At 63.4% G+C, this 19166-nt stretch carries 18 protein-coding genes; 4 read left to right on the top strand and 14 right to left on the bottom strand.

From position 1 onward, the window contains the following. The first annotated feature begins 25 nt into the window (after positions 1 to 25). On the top strand, positions 26 to 2020 hold the full coding sequence (locus WJU18_RS30245) for a two-component system sensor histidine kinase NtrB (protein WP_423461132.1): 1995 nt from the start codon (positions 26 to 28) through the stop codon (positions 2018 to 2020). A 13-nt stretch (positions 2021 to 2033) separates the two neighbouring features. On the opposite strand, the gene WJU18_RS30240 is transcribed toward WJU18_RS30245, so the two are convergent. Together WJU18_RS30240 and WJU18_RS30235 are read right to left on the bottom strand one after the other, a co-directional pair. Continuing rightward, complete coding sequence (locus WJU18_RS30240) at positions 2034 to 2459, bottom strand: universal stress protein (RefSeq protein WP_423457977.1); 426 nt, start codon at positions 2457 to 2459, stop codon at positions 2034 to 2036. An 84-nt stretch (positions 2460 to 2543) separates the two neighbouring features. Continuing rightward, the gene (locus tag WJU18_RS30235) at positions 2544 to 3371 is read right to left on the bottom strand and encodes a metallophosphoesterase (RefSeq protein WP_423457976.1); all 828 of its coding nucleotides are present in this window, start codon (positions 3369 to 3371) and stop codon (positions 2544 to 2546) included. Positions 3372 to 3819: 448 nt separating this feature from the next. Here WJU18_RS30235 and WJU18_RS30230 point away from each other — a divergent pair, with 448 nt between their 5' ends. Continuing rightward, entirely contained in the window at positions 3820 to 4002 is a 183-nt protein-coding gene (locus WJU18_RS30230; protein WP_423461143.1) for a hypothetical protein, read from the top strand. On the opposite strand, the gene WJU18_RS30225 is transcribed toward WJU18_RS30230, so the two are convergent. The 9 genes from WJU18_RS30225 to WJU18_RS30185 form a co-directional block, all read right to left on the bottom strand. After that, positions 3936 to 4454: a helix-turn-helix domain-containing protein gene (locus WJU18_RS30225; RefSeq protein WP_423457975.1), complete on the bottom strand. Its 519-nt coding sequence runs from the start codon at positions 4452 to 4454 to the stop codon at positions 3936 to 3938. The genes WJU18_RS30230 and WJU18_RS30225 overlap by 67 nt on opposite strands. Further along, positions 4351 to 5049, bottom strand: a complete 699-nt coding sequence (locus WJU18_RS30220) for a DUF1566 domain-containing protein (protein WP_423457974.1) — start codon at positions 5047 to 5049, stop codon at positions 4351 to 4353. The genes WJU18_RS30225 and WJU18_RS30220 overlap by 104 nt, the downstream gene beginning before the upstream one ends. Beyond that, entirely contained in the window at positions 5046 to 5735 is a 690-nt protein-coding gene (locus WJU18_RS30215) for a DUF1566 domain-containing protein (protein ID WP_423457973.1), read from the bottom strand. The genes WJU18_RS30220 and WJU18_RS30215 overlap by 4 nt, the downstream gene beginning before the upstream one ends. Before the next feature lie 4 nt (positions 5736 to 5739). Then, a complete protein-coding gene (locus WJU18_RS30210; protein ID WP_423457972.1) occupies positions 5740 to 7083 on the bottom strand; it encodes a choice-of-anchor Q domain-containing protein in 1344 nt (447 codons plus the stop codon). Positions 7084 to 7316: 233 nt separating this feature from the next. Beyond that, positions 7317 to 8300 (bottom strand): helix-turn-helix transcriptional regulator, encoded by a 984-nt coding sequence (locus WJU18_RS30205; protein WP_423457971.1) that lies wholly within the window; start codon positions 8298 to 8300, stop codon positions 7317 to 7319. 363 nt (positions 8301 to 8663) lie between these two features. Beyond that, positions 8664 to 10538 carry a phosphoenolpyruvate carboxykinase (GTP) gene (locus WJU18_RS30200; RefSeq protein WP_423457970.1) on the bottom strand — a complete coding sequence of 625 codons (1875 nt, stop codon included), beginning with the start codon at positions 10536 to 10538 and terminating at the stop codon, positions 8664 to 8666. Between the two features lie 273 nt (positions 10539 to 10811). Next, the gene (locus tag WJU18_RS30195; RefSeq protein ID WP_423457969.1) at positions 10812 to 10958 is read right to left on the bottom strand and encodes a hypothetical protein; all 147 of its coding nucleotides are present in this window, start codon (positions 10956 to 10958) and stop codon (positions 10812 to 10814) included. 105 nt (positions 10959 to 11063) lie between these two features. Next, positions 11064 to 11495, bottom strand: coding sequence for a PaaI family thioesterase (locus WJU18_RS30190; RefSeq protein ID WP_423457968.1), 432 nt, complete (start codon positions 11493 to 11495; stop codon positions 11064 to 11066). Further along, positions 11482 to 13041 carry a mechanosensitive ion channel gene (locus WJU18_RS30185; RefSeq protein WP_423457967.1) on the bottom strand — a complete coding sequence of 520 codons (1560 nt, stop codon included), beginning with the start codon at positions 13039 to 13041 and terminating at the stop codon, positions 11482 to 11484. Before WJU18_RS30185 ends, WJU18_RS30190 begins: the two co-directional genes overlap by 14 nt. A 233-nt stretch (positions 13042 to 13274) precedes the next feature. Here WJU18_RS30185 and WJU18_RS30180 point away from each other — a divergent pair, with 233 nt between their 5' ends. After that, positions 13275 to 15611 carry an ATP-binding protein gene (locus WJU18_RS30180; RefSeq protein ID WP_423457966.1) on the top strand — a complete coding sequence of 779 codons (2337 nt, stop codon included), beginning with the start codon at positions 13275 to 13277 and terminating at the stop codon, positions 15609 to 15611. Positions 15612 to 15798: 187 nt separating this feature from the next. Here WJU18_RS30180 and WJU18_RS30175 read toward each other — a convergent pair whose 3' ends face one another. After that, a complete protein-coding gene (locus tag WJU18_RS30175; RefSeq protein WP_423457965.1) occupies positions 15799 to 16089 on the bottom strand; it encodes a hypothetical protein in 291 nt (96 codons plus the stop codon). 172 nt (positions 16090 to 16261) lie between these two features. On the opposite strand from WJU18_RS30175, the gene WJU18_RS30170 reads away from it, so the two are divergent. Next, positions 16262 to 17311 (top strand): IS110 family transposase, encoded by a 1050-nt coding sequence (locus WJU18_RS30170; protein WP_423454084.1) that lies wholly within the window; start codon positions 16262 to 16264, stop codon positions 17309 to 17311. Between the two features lie 631 nt (positions 17312 to 17942). Here WJU18_RS30170 and WJU18_RS30165 read toward each other — a convergent pair. Both WJU18_RS30165 and bla read right to left on the bottom strand, forming a co-directional pair. Further along, positions 17943 to 18239, bottom strand: coding sequence for a GIY-YIG nuclease family protein (locus WJU18_RS30165; RefSeq protein WP_423457964.1), 297 nt, complete (start codon positions 18237 to 18239; stop codon positions 17943 to 17945). A 23-nt stretch (positions 18240 to 18262) separates the two neighbouring features. Continuing rightward, a complete protein-coding gene (bla, locus tag WJU18_RS30160; RefSeq protein ID WP_423461131.1) occupies positions 18263 to 19141 on the bottom strand; it encodes a class A beta-lactamase in 879 nt (292 codons plus the stop codon). Positions 19142 to 19166 lie beyond the last annotated feature (25 nt).

Below are 19166 nucleotides of genomic sequence, written 5' to 3'. Positions count from 1 at the left end.
AGCATGGCGCGGGCGCGCTCGCCGGGTGGCGCGGCGGCTCAAGCGCGTCATCGACCGGCGGTGGCTGCTTTGGCTGCTGCTGGTCATCCTGGTGGTGCTGGCGCTGGGCATTCTCGTGTGGCTGGCGCGCGGGTACGAGATCGATCAGGTGCAGCGCGAACTCGACCGGGACAACGTGGATGCCCTGATGGACATCCGCAACGGCCTGGCGCGCAATCTGCAGAATCTGCATGGACTGAATGCCAGTGACACCACGCCAGAGGCGTGGGCGCAGCACGCCCTGGCGCTGCTGCGTGAGCACCGGGAATGGATGCGGCTCGAATGGCGCGACACCAACCTGAGCCGGCTCGCGGAAGTCGACAGCCCTTATTTTGCTCCGCTGTCAGATGCAGAGATCGATACCGAAACCGACATCGCGCATGTCTGCGCCATGGCCAGCCGAGTGGACGGCGGCGCCTACGCGGCCAGCCGGTTCGTACCCTTGGCCCACGGAAGAGGGCTGGAAATCGTGAATCTGTGCCTGCCCATCCGCCTGGGCACGCGGCGCATCGGCTACACCGTGGCCACTTACTCGCTCAGCGGCATTCTGGCCAGCATGCTGGGCGAGGCCTACACGCGGCGGCAGCAGGTTTCGTTCACGGAACCAGACGGCACGCGGCTGGCCACCTTTGGCGCTTCGCGCCGGGGTAGCCGTATTTTCAATTCGCAGCAGCTGCTCGACCTGCCCGGCACCACCCTGGTGCTGCGCATGGACGGCTGGCGGGCGGCGCCCGACGTGTTGCCCAATGTGCTCACGGCGCTCGTGACGGCACTCACCATCGCGCTGATCACCGTGCTCATTCTGCTTTCGCGCGATTTCCGGCGCCGCCAGCAGGCCGAGCATGCGCTGGCTGATGCGCTGGCCTTCCGCAAGGCGATGGAGGATTCGCTCGTCACCGGCTTGCGCGCGCGTGATCTGCAGGGGCGCATCACCTATGTGAACCCGGCCTTCTGCGACATGGTGGGTTTCACCGCGGAGGAACTGGTGGGCCGCGGCGTGCCGGCGCCATACTGGCCGCCCGAGATGGTGGACGGCTACCGCCAGCGCCAGGCCGTGCGGCTGATCGCCGGGCATTCGCCTCCGCGCGAAGGGCTGGAGAGCGTGTTCCAGCGCAAGGACGGTTCGCGCTTTCCCGTGCTCATCATCGAGGCGCCGCTGATCAATGCCCTGGGCAAGCATGCCGGCTGGATGAGCGCCGTGCTCGACATGAGCGAGCAGCGCCGCATCGAGGAGCTCCAGCGCGCGGCCCGGGAGCGCCTGCAGGCCACCGCGCGCCTCTCGGCCGTGGGCGAGATGGCTTCCCTACTCAGCCACGAACTGAACCAACCGCTGGCGGCCATTTCAAGCTATGCCACCGGCAGCCTCAACCTGATGCAGGGAGGCACTCCAGCGGAAACCATGCACGATGTGCAGGTGGCTCTTGGCCGCATCTCCGAACAGGCCAACCGGGCCGGCCGGGTCATCAGCAGCGTGCATGATTTCGTACGGCGGCGTGGCCGCGCGCGTGAGGCCGTGGCCCCGCGGGCCGTCATCGAGGCCACGCTGCCGCTGGTGCAGATGCAGGCGCACAAGCTCGGCATCCAGATTCAGGTGCAGTGCGAGGAGGATTTGCCCGAGATCCGGTGTGACCGCTCCCTGCTTGAGCAAGTGGTGCTGAACCTGGCGCGCAACGGCATGCAGGCCATGGCCGGCGAGGCGACCGAGCGGCGCCGGCTGGTACTGGCTGCGCGCTATCGTCCGGCCGCGACGCCAGGGCGCGGCTGGATCGAGTTCTCGGTAGCAGACTGGGGCGCTGGCATCAGCGAAGAAGTGGCGCGCCAGCTCTTCACGCCGTTTTTCACCACCAAGGCCGAGGGCATGGGCTTGGGCCTCTCCATGTGCCGCACGGTGGTCGAGCAGCACGGCGGCGCGCTGGATTATGAGCCGAATCAGCCGCGCGGCACGGTGTTCCGTTTTACCGTGCCGAGAATGCCCGCGTAGCCGGGGCCTGTTCTTAGCGCACCAGCAGCACAGGTACGCCGCTGCTGGCCAGCACCTTGGTGGCTACCGAGCCCATCACCAGATTGCCCAGGGTGCCATAGCCGTGCGAGCCCATCACCAGCAGATCGAACTTGCCGGCGTCCGCGAACTTGGCAATGGTTTCTCCGGCAGGGCCCACCTTAAAGGTGCTCTTGACCTTCATGTCATGGCGGCTCAGGTACTTGACGACGGGATCCAGCACCTTGGCGGCTTCGTCGGCGTGATAGGAATCCACGGCTTCACGGCCCAATGCGGCACGCGCACGCGGTGGCAGCGCGGGCTGGACCGTGAGCGCGGTGAACTGGTGCTCCTCGCTGGCGAACATCTCCATATGCGTGGTCAGGTAAGCCAGCATTTTCTTGGTGTACGGACTGCCGTCAACGGCGAGAAGAATCTTCATGGGGTTTTCTCCTGATTCCTTGAATGAAGTGTCCAAGTTTAGGACGCGCACCTTCTTTCCGGTGGAGCGAAAACTTGACCAAGATCAAATAGTCACCACGCACGCGGGATCAAAGGCCGACTGCTCCCCCTTGGAGGCATAGCCCAGCGGGTTGGCGACGACATGGCAGCCGTCCGCCTGATAGTCCAGTGCGCAATGCAGATGGCCATGCAACCAGACGTCGGCGTACGGCAGCAATTCATCCAGCGCGTTACAAAAGCCCGCGGTGCCCGGCGTCAGGCCGTAACGCGGATCGGCGCTTTTCAAGCTGGGCGCGAAGTGCGTGACGGCCACCGTGGGCCCGTCGAACGGTTCTGCCAGTGCCTGGCGCAGCCATTTCTGGCACACCAGGGCATGTTCGCGTATTTGCGGTGCCAGGAACGGCTCGCCGCCGCGCGTGGTGTCTGTCTGACGCAGGTAGTACTCGGCGGCGCGGCAGGCTTTTTCTCGCGCCTTCAACTGCTCGCTCATGGAGGCGGAAGGCCCGCGCGGCACCAAGGCGTCGAAATCACTCCACAGCGTAGTGCCGACGAAGCGCACGCCCCCATGCACGAGGCTTTCGCGCTCCAGCCAGATCATGCCCAGGTGCTCGCAGGTGGCCCGCAGGCGGGCGTGCGCCTCGTCGAAATCGAAGTTGTCGTATTCGTGATTGCCGGGCAGGTAGATCACTGGCGTTGGCCAGCCTCCATACTGAGGCAGGGGCGAAAAGCGTGCCAGGCCGAAATCGGTATCGCCCAGCGCCGGAAGGCCGGAGCCACGCTGGTAGGAGCCGATATCCCCCGCCAACACCAGTAAATCGGCATTCGGCGCCGGTTCGGGCATGAAATCCGGTTGAGTTTCCAGGTGCAGATCGGACAGAAGCTGGATATTCACGATGTTGGGCGGTCATGAGGCTCTAAACCAGGGCAGGTTCGGAGCGTGTGGGCGGATGGCGAAGCTATTGTGCCAGTGCGGAGTTAGAGCGTGTTCAAAGGCTCCTCGCGGGTCCGTTGCGCCCGAAAAACTGCGTCTGCCGCGTTGAAAATCCTCGCGATACCACGAGGTATCCCTGCGGTTTTCGCCTTGCAGTCACAGCTTTTCGAACACAACGGCCCTCGCGCCGAGACTTTGAACACGCTCTAGCCCCTCTTTTGCGCGAAAACATCAGCCGGAACATGGTTAGAGTCCAGCATCTAGGGTAAACCCTAATGAAATGCCTACAATGAAGTTGTGTCAGTTTTTTGCTGACCTTCAAGGTAGCCCGTCGAGCGTATTCAAAGTCTCCTCGCGGGCCCGTAATGCCCGCCGAGACTTTGAACGTCCTTAGAAGGGTAATTGCATCATGTTTAATTCATTCGTCGATTTCATGCAGGCTTTCATGCGTTCGCAGTCTTCGAACGGCGCTCCGTCCAACGACGTGACGGCCCGTTTGATGGAACTCGCCGACGCCGCCGCTGGCTACGATCCGTCGCATGCGCTCGAACTGCGCCGCGCCGCTATGGCCACGCTGGCTGTCATTCGCTGAGGAATCCTCACACCATTGAAGCCCCTTCGGCCGGCCTTGTGAGGCGCCACGCCATAGCGTTGGCGGAACCTCCGGTCGAAGGTGGCGATGTCGGAAAAGCCGCAGTCGAATGCGACTTCGAGCACGCGGCGATCGCTGTGCCCTGGGTTGGCCAGCTTGGCGTGAGTGCGCGGTAAGCGAGCGTCGCGCATATCGTCTGAAAAGCAGATGCCTTTCTGCGCGAACAAGCGCTGTACTTGGCGGAGCGTCCGGTGGTGCAGCCGGGCGATTTCTGCCAGGCCCAACTCGGGCGAGGCCAGTCGGGCCTTGATGTCGCGCGGTATCAGGGCCAGGCGCGGAGATCGTACATCAGCGTGAGCGTGCACGACATGTGCGCGGGTCTGGCCGAAGAAGCCGCCGTCGCAGCGCGCCCCCGCCCGCAACCAGAGCAGACAGCAGAAGCCAACCTGCATAGCCTAGCGCGGGGACGGCCGTGGGCGCGGCGGGCCTGACGGGGCCAGGGCCCGGGCCGGGTGCGGCCAGCGCATCGAAAGCCGCCATGGGCTGCCCGCCGCGCACCAGGCGCACGTAGCCGAGGCCGGTTTTGTCCGTTCGCAAGACATGGCCGTCGTGGAAGCTGGCGTACCACGCGAAGCTGAAGCTGTACTCATCGGTGGTGGACGTCCAGTACAAAGCGCCCTCCGTGCCTGGGAAAGCCGTCAGGTCGATGTTGGGGTTGGCGGAGTCCATCTCCATCAGTGACTCCATCTCCGACACGTTGGGCAGGCGCCAGTCGCTGTAGCCCAGGTAGTGGGCCGCGTTGGCGGTCTGGGCGGCTTGCAGGGCGTTGTACCAATTGGGTGCGGCGGTCTTGCCGGTGCAGCCGCTGCCGTCCCAGGCCTGCCCGAATGTGCAGCGCGCCCATTGCAGCGCGGTGGCCTGGTCGGTCACGATGGTGCCGCTGGGGTCGATGCTGTAGGGCGTGGCCCCTGCGGCGCAAGCACCCAGGGCCGCGAGGGCCAGCGCCAGCGGGCGCAGGAAGGAGCGGGTGGCGGCAGGCATCGTCATGGTTTGCGCACCAGGCGCACGAAGCGGGATGCGCCCTTGTTGTCGATGACGGCAGTGCCGTCGGAGAAGAAGACGACCCGTGCGTGGGTGGTATCCGTCGGGTAGGTTTCCGCTGCCCAGTAAGGGCGGCTCGTTTCGGTGCCGGGAAAGTAATCCGTGTCGACGGTCGGGCTCGGGTTGTGGACGCCGCGGTGGACGATGGACAGCAGCTCACGCCGCGTGGGTACGCGCCAGTCCTGCGCGCTGGCGCCGGTGTTGGTATAGCCGCAGCGGCTGTAGCCTGCGGCGGGGGGCGCGTCGGCCCAGGTGTTCAGCACGCTCTGGGTTGACCAGATGAGGCCGGTGACGTTGTCACGCACGCAAGCATGGCCGTTGCCGGGACTCGCCTGGGGTGTGCCGCTGGTGTCGAGCGCGGTGAAGTCGAAGCCCGCCGCGCCGCCGCCCACTTTGGTGAGCTGGCCTGCCGCCTGCGCCGCATCGCGGCCATAGCGCAGGTCTTGGCCGGGGAAGCCGGGGCTGTCGCACGGGACGGGTGTAGGGAACGAGTTCTGCACGCCATAGCACTTGGTCTGCCCCGTGTCGTTGAGCGGCGCGGTTTGCGCACGGGCCGGGCTGGTGGTGGCGACCAGCAGCAGGCAGGCCGCAGCCAGGGGCGGCAGGAGGTGGGTGAAGTGCAGGAGAGGCATGGGCTCAGCCTTGGCGCCGTTGGCGCTGGCCCAGGCCCAGGCCTGCCAGCAGCGCGCTCAGCAACGTCAGCCCCGCGCCGCCAAGCGCGGGTATGGCCGTCGTCCCGCCGCCCGGCGCAGATGGCACGACCACGGGCAAAGGCGCTTCATACGCTCCGATGTCGCACGCAGGGCCGATGGGGCGTGCAACGTCGCGCTGGTCGAATTGACTGCAACTGCTGCCCGCGTCGATGGCTGGGCTGCCCGCTTTCAGCGCCATGGTGTGGCTGAAGCCGCCGTTGTCGGCCAACGGCGCGAGCAGCGGGTCCGTCACCGGGATGGCGGCGCCGCACGATTGCGCCACGGAGCCACCGAACTGCAGGTTGTTGCTGCCATCGGCGATGCTGCCTCCTGTGTTGGTAAAGCAGTTGGCGTTGTCCTGCAGGCTGCTGCTGACGATGGTGTGCGTCAGCGTCGCCGTAGTGCCACCGTGGGCCGCGATGACACCTTCCGCCAAACTGTTGCCTGCGAAGGTGCTGCTGTAGATAGTGGCACTCTGCCCACCCGTCACGTCGACCGCGCTGCCGTTGGAACCGCCAGGGGCCACGCCGGTGTTGCCATAAAAGGTGCTGTTGCCAAGGACCACGCTGCTCGGCCCCGCAGGGTCAATGGCGATGGCGCCGCCGTTCGCACCCCATTGCGTGACACGGTTGCCGGTGAAGAGACTTCTGCCAATGTTCAGCGATTGCCCACGGTGGAAGATGGCGCCGCCCCCTGCGCCCGCCTGGTTGTCCTGCGCGACAAACCTGCCCATCGCCATGGTGTCGTTGGCGCTGGTATAGATGGCGCCACCGCTGCCGTCCGACTGGTTGGCAATGGCGCGTACCTCTTGGATGAACAAGGTGGTACCGTTGCTGGTGTAGATGGCGCCGCCCTTCGCGCCGAGGCCTTCCGCCACGTTGTTGGACAGCAGCAGTTTTGTCAGTACCACAGTGGCGCTGTCGACCCGGATGGCGCCGCCCAGGCTGGCTTTTCCGTTGACCAGGCTCATGCCGGCCAAGGTGTAGTTGACCGCGTTGTTCAGATAGAAATGCGACACGGCGGCCTGCCCGTCCAGCGTGATCAGGCCACTCCCATCGATGCTGGTCGCGGAAGTGAGCATCTTGGTGGAGGTAAGTGGAATGGTGACCTGGCCGCCGCCGCAATTGAAATTGACCGTGCCGCCGCCCACCAGCGCTGCATCGAGCGCGGCCTCATTGCAACTGCCAGGGGTGCCCGTTCCAACGGTGCCCGCGGCATAGGCTGGTGTGGTGCAAAAAACAAGGGCGGTGAGCAGTGCTGCATGCAGGGGAAGGCAGTGAAGGCGCATGGATGTGCTTTTGTGGCATTCGAAAAACGCTGCGGCGATTCTCGGCAAAGCGCCGGACTGCGTCCGTGCGCAACGCGACAATCGCTATGCCCAATGCGGCATCACGCCAAAAAAAGCGGGCCAGGATTCATTCAAAGCTGCGCTGGCGCCGTCGCAACATGCCCCCTAGCCATGCGCTGGCGGAATAGCGCTCCAGTTTGAGGGCCGCGCCCTCTGCGACGGCGGCGGGAAGCTCAGCGGGCTGTATCCGTGCCGCGCGCCTCGCTCGGTGACATGCCGAACTGCCGCCGGAAGGCGCGGCTGAAGGCGGATACATCGGCGAAGCCGTTATCGAGCGCGATCTCCAGCACGCGGCGCTGGCGCTGCGCCGGGTCGGCCAGCATGTCGCGCGCCCGCTGGAGCCGCGCCTCGCTGAGGAAATTGGAAAAACACGTGCCTTCGCGCTCGAACAAGCGTTGCACCTGGCGCGGCGCGAGGTGGTGCAGCCGTGCGATCTGCGCCAGGCTCAGATCGACCCGGTCGATACGCGCCAGGATGTCGCGGCGGATCAGCGCCATGCGCGGCACATCCAAGGCATCCAGCACGGGAGCCTGCGCTGCGGGCGCGAGTATGCGCGCCATCAGTTCCTGCAAGTGCGACAGGGCCGACTGCAGCAAGGGGGCGGAAAGCTGGGCGCTGCTGGCTAGCAATTGCGCATAGCCCATGGCCAGCGCGGGCTCGGGCATGCCGAGCGGTAGCAGGCGCAGCGGCGCTTCCTCCAGCCTCGCTACTCGCCGTGCCAGGGCGGCATGCGGCACCTGGATGCAAGCGCTGGCCCCGCCCCGGAGGTTGATGAATTCATGCGCGCGGGCCTTGGAGACGATGGCGTACTGGCCGCCGGTCAGGTGGTGGCTTCCGTTCGGCGTATGGAAAATGCCGCCGCCCCAGGCCACGGCCAGGTACAAGGCGTCGTCCCCATCGCGCAGCATCTCGGGCGAGCGCCACATGCGGCTGGGCGAGCAGTCTGTTTGAACGTAGATGGAGTCGCCGCCGAGAGGCAGCATGGTGGAGGCAAAATCCAGCCCATCCTGGGTTGCCTGGGAGGAGCCTGAACCCTCGAAGGGCTGGAGTTCCACGCGCATCAATTCGCGCCCATAGAACTCGCGCAGCGCATCGGTCTTGTCGCGCCCGGTGTAGTCGCGCGAGGTCAGATGCAGGCGCTGGGGGACGGTGGGCATTGGCTGCATGGCGGGTGGGTAGGTGGACTGCCGCAGTGTAAGAGTAGCTGTGATCTTTCGTAAATCTGCTTATTGGGGGTTGCTGACGTGATAAACCAACACAGGGTGACCTCATTCTGGTGGTCGCAGTCGATCATTTGCCGTCCTTCTTGCTGGTCATGGAGGGGGTGCCGAGCAGGCGTCGGTGCAGGCGCTCGTGCAGCATGCGGCGGCGGTTGGCCCGGCAATGAAAAATGGCCCCACGCTTCCCCGCCTCGCGCGGTCCGCTGCTCCCCGAGGGGGTGCTTTTTCATCTTGGGACGGCTCGGCGATGAAAAAAGCCGCCAGGTTCTCTGGCGGCTTGATCTTTGGAGCCTTGAAGTGTCAGGCCAGTTCGGCCAACCGCTCTTCCAAAGCGGCCTTGGTGGCTGTCAGGGCCTCGGGCAGGCCTTGGGCCAGCTTCGTGAACAGCTCTTCGTGCAGGCGGAACTCATCTTCCCAGGCGGCTTTGTCCACGCTGGTGACGGTGGCGAACTGCTCCGGCGTGAAGGACAGGCCGTTCCAGTTGATCTCGCCGTAGGCCGGTGCAATACCGAACAGCGTCTGCTCGCCGGTCGCCTGGCTTTCCGCGCGGTCGATGATCCATTTCAGCACGCGCATGTTCTCGCCATAGCCGGGCCAGACGAACTTGCCGTCTTCGCCCTTGCGGAACCAGTTCACGCAGTAGATGGCGGGCAGCTTGGCGCCTTGGGCTTTCAGCTTTTCGCCCAGCTTCAGCCAGTGGCCGAAGTAGTCGGCCATGTTGTAGCCGCAGAACGGCAGCATGGCGAAGGGGTCGCGGCGCACCACGCCTTGCGCGCCAAAGGCGGCGGCGGTAGTTTCGCTGCCCATCGTGGCGGCCATATAGACGCCTTCGGTCCAGTTGCGCGCTTCGGTCACCAGCGGCACGGTGGTCGAGCGCCGTCCGCCAAAGATGAAGGCATCGATCGGTACGCCGGCGGGATCATCCCAGGCCGGGTCGATCGCGGGGTTGTGGATGGCTGCCACGGTGAAGCGGGCGTTCGGGTGGGCTGCTTTGCGGCCGGCCTTGCCGTCTTCCGGGGTCCAGTCCTTGCCTTGCCAATCGACCAGGTGGGCGGGGATTTGACCGTTATGGTCTTTCTCCATGCTTTCCCACCATACGTCGCCATCGTCGGTCAGGGCGACGTTGGTGAAGATCACGTCCTTTTTCAAGGTGGCCATGCAGTTCGGGTTCGTGATCAGATTGGTACCTGGGGCCACGCCGAAATAACCTGCCTCGGGGTTGATGGCGCGCAGACGGCCGTCCGCGGATGGTTTGATCCAGGCGATGTCGTCGCCGATGGTGGTGACTTTCCAGCCGTCGAAGCCGGCAGGCGGCACGAGCATGGAGAAGTTGGTCTTGCCGCAGGCGCTGGGGAAAGCCGCGGCCACGTGGTATTTCTTGCCCTGTGGGTTGCTCACGCCCAGGATCAGCATGTGCTCGGCCAGCCAGCCTTCGTCCTGCCCCATCTTGGATGCGATGCGCAGAGCCAGGCACTTCTTGCCGAGCAGGGCATTGCCGCCGTAACCCGAGCCGTAGCTCCAGATTTCGCGCGTTTCGGGGTAGTGGACGATGTATTTCACATCGGGGTTGCAAGGCCAGCTGGTCTGGTCGGTTTCACCCTCGGCCAGCGGCGCGCCCACGGTATGCACGCAGGGCACGAACTCACCGTTCTCGCCCAGCACGTCGATGGCGCCCTTGCCCATGCGCGTCATCAGCTTCATGTTGACGGCCACGTAGGCGCTGTCGGAAAGCTCCACGCCGATGTGCGCGATCGGCGAACCCAGCGGGCCCATGGAGAACGGCACCACATACATGGTGCGGCCGCGCATGCAGCCGTCGAACAGCGGCTGGAGCTTGGCGCGCATTTCGGCCGGCGGCGTCCAGTTGTTGGTGGGGCCGGCATCTTCCTGCTTTTCAGAGCAGATGAAGGTGCGGTCTTCGACACGGGCCACGTCGGATGGGTCGGAGCGGGCCAGGAAAGAACCTGGCCGCTTGGCCTCGTTGAGCTTGATCAGTGTGCCGGCATCCACCAGCTGCTGGCACAAGCGCTGATATTCCGTTTCAGAACCGTCACACCAGTACACCTGGGCGGGCTTGCACAGCGCCACCATATCGCTGACCCATGAGATCAGTTTGGCGTTCTTGACGTAATCAGGGGCATTTACTGGCGTGCCCTGCATGATCGGTGCGTTCATGGAAAGACTCCTTAAGTTGAAAATCTTCTTTGCGAAAGCCGCGAGCGGCAGCCTTGGGAAAGAAGACTGATGGCAAAAAGGTAGTCGATCGGGAATGGGCTAGCCCGTGCCTTCGGGCTGCCCAAAAGGCTACCCGTGGCTACCGTGTACAGGTGACGATTCTATGAAATACGGCAGGCACCGTCTTGGCGCATGCGTTTATCCGGCCGGCGTCGTCCGGACATTGGGCGAGAACTTCAAAATTCATAGCCCAAAAATCAGTGCCCGTGGGGCTCAGGCCATGTTGACCGCGATGAAAGCCAGCAGGAACATCATGATGGCCCCAGCCAGTGGAACGACCACAGGGATATGTTTGGTTACTTCTTCAACCGGATCGATCTCGTGCTCGTCGTGGGCTTGTGTGGAAACTGGCGCGGACATGGGGACCTCTTCAAACGGGGAGGGCTGATTTTACCGGGGTCGCGGCACAAGGGGAAGATGCCCCCTTTTTCCGTCTAGCGGCCCTCTTAGATCGTGAACACGTTCTTACAGCAATGCATACGTGGTACTGGCGCGGCACACGCTCTTGCCGTCATCCGCGCCACGCAACTCGATCTCACCGAAAGCCAGCGCCTTGCCGGCGCGCAGCACGCGGGCTTCCACCAGCGCATCCTGTGCCGACAGGGGCCGCAGGAAGCTGGTGGAAAGCTGCACCGTGGTACAGGGGCGGAATTCCCCGAAGTGCTGAATCAAGGCCAGCACCATGGCGGTGTCGGCGGCGGCCATCATGGCCTGGCCGCATAGCATGCCGCCTGAACGCGCGAGTTGCTCGCTTGTCGGCAAGCGAAGCACGACGCAAGACTCGCTGGCCTCTTCCACCCGCAGGCCCAGGGCTTGTACCCAGGGGGCGAACAGTTCACTCAGGGCGGCTTGCAGGCGGGCCGTATCGTTGCTCAGAACGGTCTCAGGGTTGGTCATGAGGTGCGGTCGGTGGGATAGTCGGAGGGGTAGGGGACGCGGGCGGCAGATCCGATGCGGCGGAAGTGCCCTCTTTGTTGCAAATGCGGTCTACCCAGCGCGAGGCCAGGCGGCCGGCGGCTTCGCGGCCGCCCAGGCCGAAGGCCAGGGCCACGGCCACGGCAATCGCGCCCAGGGTCAGGCCGAAGGCCAGGTTGACGATGTCATCGGCGATGCCCATGGCGCGCAGGCCCATGGCGACGACGATGCCCAGGATGGCAAAGCGGGCCACCCGGGCCAGGCCCAGGCCGCCGCTGCTGGTGCCGTCGTCATTTTCGCTGGCGCGGGCGATGGCCGCATAGGCCAGGTTGGCCAGCATGAAGCCGATCACCAGAATGGCCGAGCCCAGCAGCACGTCGCCCGCGAATTCTACGAAGGTGCTGATCATGTCGGCGAAGCGGTGGAAACCAAGCTGGTTGCCGGCCTCGACAGTGGCGAACAGCATGGCGAACGCCAGGGCGATGCGGCCGATCAGCATGGAGGGCGGCGTTTTCTCGAACGCGTGCGCCATACCGATCTTGGACGGAACGGTGTCCAGGCCGACGCTTGCCAGCAAGCTGGTCAGCAGGCGCGAGGCAAACGAGGCGACCATCCAGGTGATGGCGAGGATCAGCCCGGCTGCCACGATGCGCGGCACCGATTCCATCAGCATCGCCAGCATTTCAGTGGCGGGGCCGGAGATGGCCTCGATCTTGAGCGCGTCCAGCGCGGCGATCAGCGAAGGCACGAACACCAGGATGAACACGAGCAGTCCGGCCAGGCGCGAGAGTTGCACGGTATTGGCCAGTCCCGCCTTCGCGCCCACCTGATCCACGCCTGCCGAGCGCAGCAGGTTGCTGGTAAGGTTGCGCAGCACCGTGGCGATGATCCAGCCCACGCCGCCGATGATCAGCGCCGCGACCGCGTTGGGCAGCATATCGAGCGCCTTCGTGGTCATTTCGCGCAGCGGGCTCAGCAGGCCTTCCATTTGCAGCGCGCCCAGGATGGCAGGCACGAACAGCAGGATCACCAGCCAGAACAGCGCATTCGACAGGCTTTCGCTGATGGGCGACATATTGGCCTGTTCGGAGAGCTTTTCATCCAGCGTGGTGCGGTCGAGCAGTTTCTGGGTGATGCCTCGCACCAGCGTGGCGAGCAGCCAGGCCAATAGGGCCAGCAGCGCAGCGCCGAGCAGCCGCGGGGCATATTCGAATATCTGGGTGGTGAGCGCGGAAAGAGAGCCTGACACCATCGACAGGTTCAGCGCATTGAATACAGCGGCGAGCGTGAGCAGCAGCACCAGCCAGAACAGACTGAGCGCCACGACGCCTTCGATGTCGGCGCGCTGGCCGGTGTTGCTGGCAAAACGCTCATTGATGCGCAGCAGGCCCAGGGCCTTGCGCGCCCCGGCTTTCACCAGAGCGGCCACGAACCAGCCGATGATGAAGATGGCCAGCGCTCCCAGCACCTGGGGAAGATGGACGCCCATCGAGCTCTGCAGCGAATCCCACATGGTGGTCATGTTCATGGTGATACTCCTCCTTGACACAGATTGGCGTCCATGATGGCAGAGTCTGCGCCGCACCGTCAACCTTGCGGGCAAGTCCGAAAAGACATGTGGCGACACGAAAAACGTGCATAGTTGTCAATCCCGCGCCACAGTTCGGGCACCAGGCTGTCTTCCATGGCGGTCGCGATTGCGTTATGGTGAAACTTAATAGAGGTACAGGCGCTCTTAACCTACCGCAAGGAGGTCTTTCAATGGCTAAGCGGACGATTCAGATTCGGGAACAAGCTGGCATGCTGGCATCGCCGGGGCTGGAGACTGCGCCGGTGCTGGATTTGATGTGCTCGCACTTTGTCCTGACGCTGGCGGCCAAGCAGGGCGCCAAGTTCAATGTGCGGCGCGACATCAACGGTCTGATGGCATTGGCTGGCCGGCATCTGCTCTGGCCCGAGCCGGTGCTGGCGCGCGTGCGCGAATTCCTGGCTCGCCGCTGCAAGGAGAACGACTTCTGGCGCGGCCATGAACAGCTCTCCAATACCGAGTTCATGGAGCGCCACGGCGTCTGGCGTGGCCCCTATGAAGAAGGCACGCTGTTCTTCTATCTGGATGAGTACGCCAAGGACTCTCCCAAGGATCTGCTCGCGCTGCTGTCGAGCACGGGGCAATGGCTCAGCCACGCGCTGAAGAAACAATCCACGCTGGTCGAGAAGAACATCGATTCGCTGGCCAACCTGTTGCAGCTCAACAAGGCGGAGCGGGCGCTGCTCCTGTATGGCACGCTGGCGCGCTATCAGCGTGATCTGCGCAGCCTGCTGGTGGAATTCAAGGTGAACAACGCGCCGGAGGCCTATGCCGCCATCGCGGACCTGGCCGGCGTGCCTGCCACCGAAGTGGCCGATGCACTGCGTGCTGGCGGGCGGCTGGAGCGTATCGGCCTGGTCGAGAACCTGATCTCCGAGCACAGCATCACCGATCTGGCCGACTTGATGAAGGTCAGTGAAAAGTTGCCGCCGGTGCTGATGCGCGAGTACCGCGATCGTGCCGAGCTGATGGCCGTATTTACGCGTCCAGCGGCTCCCAGCGCGCTGAAGGCGGGCGATTTCGGGTTCGTGGGTGAAGATGTGCAGGTGTTGGTCAACCTGCTTCACAAAGCCATGAAGACCAAGGCCATGGGCGTTAACGTACTGCTGTATGGCCCTCCTGGCACCGGCAAGACCGAGTTGGCCAAGGTGGTGGCGCGGGAAGCGGGGCTGGATCTGTTTGAGGTCGAGTACGCCGACCGCGATGGCAACAGCCTCTCGGGCCGGGACCGCTACCGCTCACTGCAGATCGCGCAGGTGTTCCTGAAAGGGGCGGATGCGGCCGCGTTGCTTTTCGACGAAGTGGAAGACGTGTTTCCGCCCATCAGCGTGGACGCCGCGGGCCTCATGGCGCGCGCCGAACAGCAAGCCCTGAGCGCCGCCGTCAGTCACTCGGTGAATGGCAAGGCATGGGTGAACCAGATTCTCGAATCCAACCCGGTGCCGACCATCTGGGTTACCAACCGTATCGAGCAGATCGACCCGGCTTTCCGGCGCCGCTTTGCCTATCACCTGGAGTTGAAGTCTCCGCCGCCCGGCGCGCGTGAGCAGCTCATCCGCAAGACGCTGGAAGGCGTGACGGTGAGTGACGGCTTCATCGCCAAGCTGACCGAACGCAAAGGGCTCACCCCCGCGCAGATCCGCACGGCGGTGCGGTTTGCCGATCTGGCGCACACCGAACCAGTGGCGGGCGGGGAGGCTTTTGAATCGCTGATCGAGCGGCAGCTGAAGAACTCCGATGCCGCCTTGGGCCGCAGGCCCGAGGGTGCCGGGAAGAAGGGCCGCAGGCAGGTCACCACCTACGACCTGGAGATGCTCCATGTGGAAAGCCGCTTCGAAATTCCGCGCATCGTGGAAGCCTTGAAAGCGCGCGGGCACGGGGCGCTATGTTTCTACGGTTCGCCCGGCACTGGCAAGACCGCCTTGGGCGAGTACATCGCCGAGCATCTGGGCCAACCGCTCATCATCAAGCAGGCCAGCGATCTGGTGAGCAAATACGTCGGTGAAACCGAGCAGAACATGGCCGCCATGTTCGCGGAGGCCACGCAGGAGAAAGCCGTGCTGCTGCTGGACGAGGCCGACAGCTTCCTGCTGGACCGCCGGGGGGCGCAGCGCAGCTATGAGGTGACCGAGGTCAACGAGATGCTGCAGCAGATGGAGCGGCACGACGGCGTGTTCATCTGCACGACGAACCTGCTCGATCGCATCGATCAGGCGGCCCTGCGGCGGTTTACTTTCAAGATCAAGTTCAAGCCGCTCACGACTGCACAGCGCGAGAAGATGTTCGTCACCGAAGCCTTGGGCGGGGATGCTGAAAAGCTCACACCCGAAGCCCGCCAGCGGCTGGCCAAGCTGGACCAGCTCACCCCTGGCGATTTTGCGGCGGTGAAACGCCAATGCGACATCCTGGCCGCAGAGTTCTCCGCGGAGGAGTTCATGGATCAGTTGGAAGCCGAGCACCGCATCAAGCCTGAGGTGCGGGAGCAGCGGTCTGTGGGGTTCATGCATTAGTTGCCTTGTCCTTGGCCGGGCTTGCTCGAGCGAGATCAAGCGTAGGGCCTCAGACGTGTTCTGTATTCCCTGTGGAATCTACGCAGGCCCCTCTCGTCATTCCCGCGCAGGCGGGAATCCAGTGCATCCTGGGAGCGCTGCCGCTGGATTCCCGTCTGCGCGGGAATGACGGTGAGCGTCGATGGCGTTAGTAGAGCGGTTGGGCTTTTGCCGCGTGAATAACCACCACTTTCTGGCGGACCAGATTCGTCCAAGCGAGATCCAGCAACGCGCCTTCGACGTGCTCTGGATTTCCCGTTGAACATACGCCAGCCCCCTCGTCATTCCCGCGCAGGCGGGAATCCAGTGTCTCCTGCAGGCGCTGCCGCTGGATTCCCGCCTGCGCGGGAATGACGGTGAACGTCGATGGCGTTAGTAGAGAGGTTGGGCTTTTGCCGCGTGAATAACCACCACTTTCTGGCGGACCAGATTCGTCCAAGCGAGATTCAGCAACACGCCTTCGACGTGCTCTGGATTTCCCGTTGAACATGCGTCAGCCCCTCGTCATTCCCGCGCAGGCGAATACGAGGGGACTTCCCACTTACCAGGAACGGCGTCGAAGCGCCAAGATTGAGGTGCGAACGTCAATCTAAAGAGTAAGGAGAAGTCCCATGAGTGAGATTACACGAGTTGGAGTGGATCTGGCCAAGAACTTGATTCAAGTGCATGCGGTGGATGCTCAGGCAGGTGTGTTGGTGCGCCGAGCGCTAGCGCGGCGAGGTTTCCTGCCCTGGTGCGCGAAGTTGCCTGCCGGTTGTTTGGTGGTGATGGAGGCGTGTACTGGAGCGCATCACTGGGCACGCCGGCTCAGCCAGCTTGGTTTGCAGGTGCGCCTGATCGCGCCTCATCTAGTGGCGCCATACCGTTTGCAGGGCAAGAAAGGCAAGAATGACGCCAATGATGCTGCGGCGGTGTGCGAGGCTGCCAGCCGCCCGCAAATGCACTTTGTGCCGATCAAGACGACCGAGCAGCAAGCGATCCTGGGTGTACACACCCTGCGTCAAGGCTGGGAGAAAGACAGAACTGCGTGCATCAACCGTATTCGTGCACTGCTGGCCGAGTTTGGTCTGGTGTGTCCTGAAGGGGTGGGCAAGCTCAAGGAGCAGCTGACCCAGCTCAACGAGGATGCCAGCAACGAGATGCCCGCGCTGGTGAGATTAAGCATTGAGCGACTGCAAATGCAGTGGCGCCAGCTTGATCAGGACATTGGCTGGTGCGAGCAGCGCATTGCACAACACATCAAGCAAGACAGTCGAGCTCAGCAGGCTCAGCAGCTACTGGGTATTGGGCCTATAGGCGCTTCGGCGCTCGTGGCCAGCGTGGCCGACTTCAGTCAGTTCAAAACGGCTGCGCAGTTTGCTGCCTGGCTGGGGTTGACACCCTCGCAGCACTCCAGCGGTGGCAAGAGCCGCCTTGGCGGCATTACCAAGCAGGGAGATACGTATTTGCGGATGCTGCTGGTGCAGGGCGCCAAATCGGCCATTCACTGCAGCAAGCCACGCCAGGAGCGAGTGTGGCTGTGGGCGCAGCAGTTGCGTGAGCGCATGGGCTGGCAAAAGGCGGCTGTCGCGCTGGCAGCCAAGAACGCCCGCATTCTATGGGCGATGTTCACGCGAGGCCAGCCATTTGTGGCCAATCATGTGAGCGTCAAACCGACGTAGAAGTAGATCGACACATGTTTCGTTTATCAAAAAAATGATGTTTCAACAGGACGGCACTTCGCAGATCAATTGAACAGGTTAGACCGGCAGCGGATAAGCTCGATGGATTCCAGGTGGCCTGTTCAGGCCACGAAAGGCGAATGGGAGCCTCCGCTGAGCGGCTCGTATCTGGGTCCGACACCAAGCTCTTCGTAGCTCGTCAACAAGACCGTCAGTAGGTAGGCCGTCTTTCTTCGTTCAGTTCAGTGTCCTTGCAGTCAGCTCCGTAATAAACAACTAAACCATCAGAACCATCAGAAATAACAACCATATTCGCTTGACAACGTGGGATGCCCCAGTAGGGAATCCAGTGTCTCCTGCGAGCGCTGCCGCTGGATTCCCGCTTGCGCGGGAATGACGGTGAGCGTCGGTGGCATCGATGCAGGGACTTGGCTTTCGTTGCGCGGATAACCGCCACTTTCTGGCAGGCCAGATTCATTCAAACGAGATCCAGCGACGCGCCTTGGACGCGTTCTGGATTTCCCGTTGAACATGCGTCAACCCCTCGTCATTCCCGCGCAGGCGGGAATGACGGTGAACATCGGCAAGGACATTTCTCAGAGGCTGGATCTCTGCCCTCTCTAAGCCGTGCTTAGCTACAGATATCTACCCATAGATCACGCCATTGCGGATTGTGTTCCTCGATAACTCGCAGCTTCCAGGCGCGATTCCATTTTTTGAGCTGTTTTTCCCGGGTGATGGCGGATTCCATAGTCACGTGCTGTTCGTAGTAGACCAGCATATGAACGCCGTACTGATGGGTGAAGCCTTGCCCTAGATCGTTCCTGTGTTCCCACATGCGCTTGACCAGATTCGAGGTCACGCCGATGTACAGCGTGCCGTTGCGTTGACTGGCAAGCATGTAGATCGCAGGCTGTTTGTCTTCCATGCAAGGCATTTTCCCTCTCCGCCTTACCCCAACTGCTTGATCACCTCACGTGCCACGCTGGCCAACACCGGGTCACGTCCTTCCATCGGCGCCTGGGACTCGGTCAGAAAGCTGGTGATCAGCAAAGGGGCGGCCTGGGTGCCGGGCCGCCACAGCAGGCCGACATCGTTGCGCGTGCCCGGCCCTGCGCCGGTCTTGTTGGCCACCTTCCAGCCGGGCGCGCCCGCGCGCAGGGTGTGATCGCCGGTCTTGCAGTCCAGGAGCCACGCGAGCAGTTCGCGGCGTGAGGCCGGAGATACCGCGTTGCCCAGCGTCACTTTCTGCATGCTCGACAGCATGGCCTGCGGCGTGGTGGTGTCGCGCACGTCCCCAGGCTTGCATTCGGACATGGCCGGCTCGATCCGGTCCAGCCGCGTCACGGTGTCGCCCAGGCCGCGCATGTAGCGGGTAAAGCCCGCAGGCCCACCGAGCCGGGCGAGCAGCAGGTTGGCAGCGGTGTTGTCGCTGAGCGAAACAGTGGCGGCGCAAAGCTCGCGCACGGTCATGCCGGCGCCGTCCGCGTGCGGCTTTGTCGCTGGCGAATTGGGTACCAGAGCGGAGCGCTTGTAACGCACCCGGGTGTCCATGCTGCCTTTTCCTTGTTCGGCCGCGTGCAGGGCTTGCGCGGCCAACAGGAACTTGAAGGTGCTGCACATGGGAAACCGCTCAGCACCCCGGTATTGGAAAGAGGCGCCGCTTCCGGTGTCGAGCACGGCCACGCCCAGCCGAGCGCCAGCCTGACGCTCGATGCCTTGCATGGCCTGGGTAAAGGCTTGCTGGGTGGCGTTGCCAGACCCTTCTCGAGCCCAGACTGGCACCATGCTCGCAGCCCCCAGGGAAAAGAAAAACTGCCGCCTCTTCATCATGATTTATATCAATAAATTAGTT

Origin of the sequence: Ottowia sp. VDI28 (assembly GCF_049532675.1) — a bacterium.
Lineage (GTDB): Bacteria > Pseudomonadota > Gammaproteobacteria > Burkholderiales > Burkholderiaceae_C > Ottowia.
The sequence above is the reverse complement of the archived record's forward strand: the minus strand, read 5'-3'. Positions and strand labels throughout refer to the sequence as shown.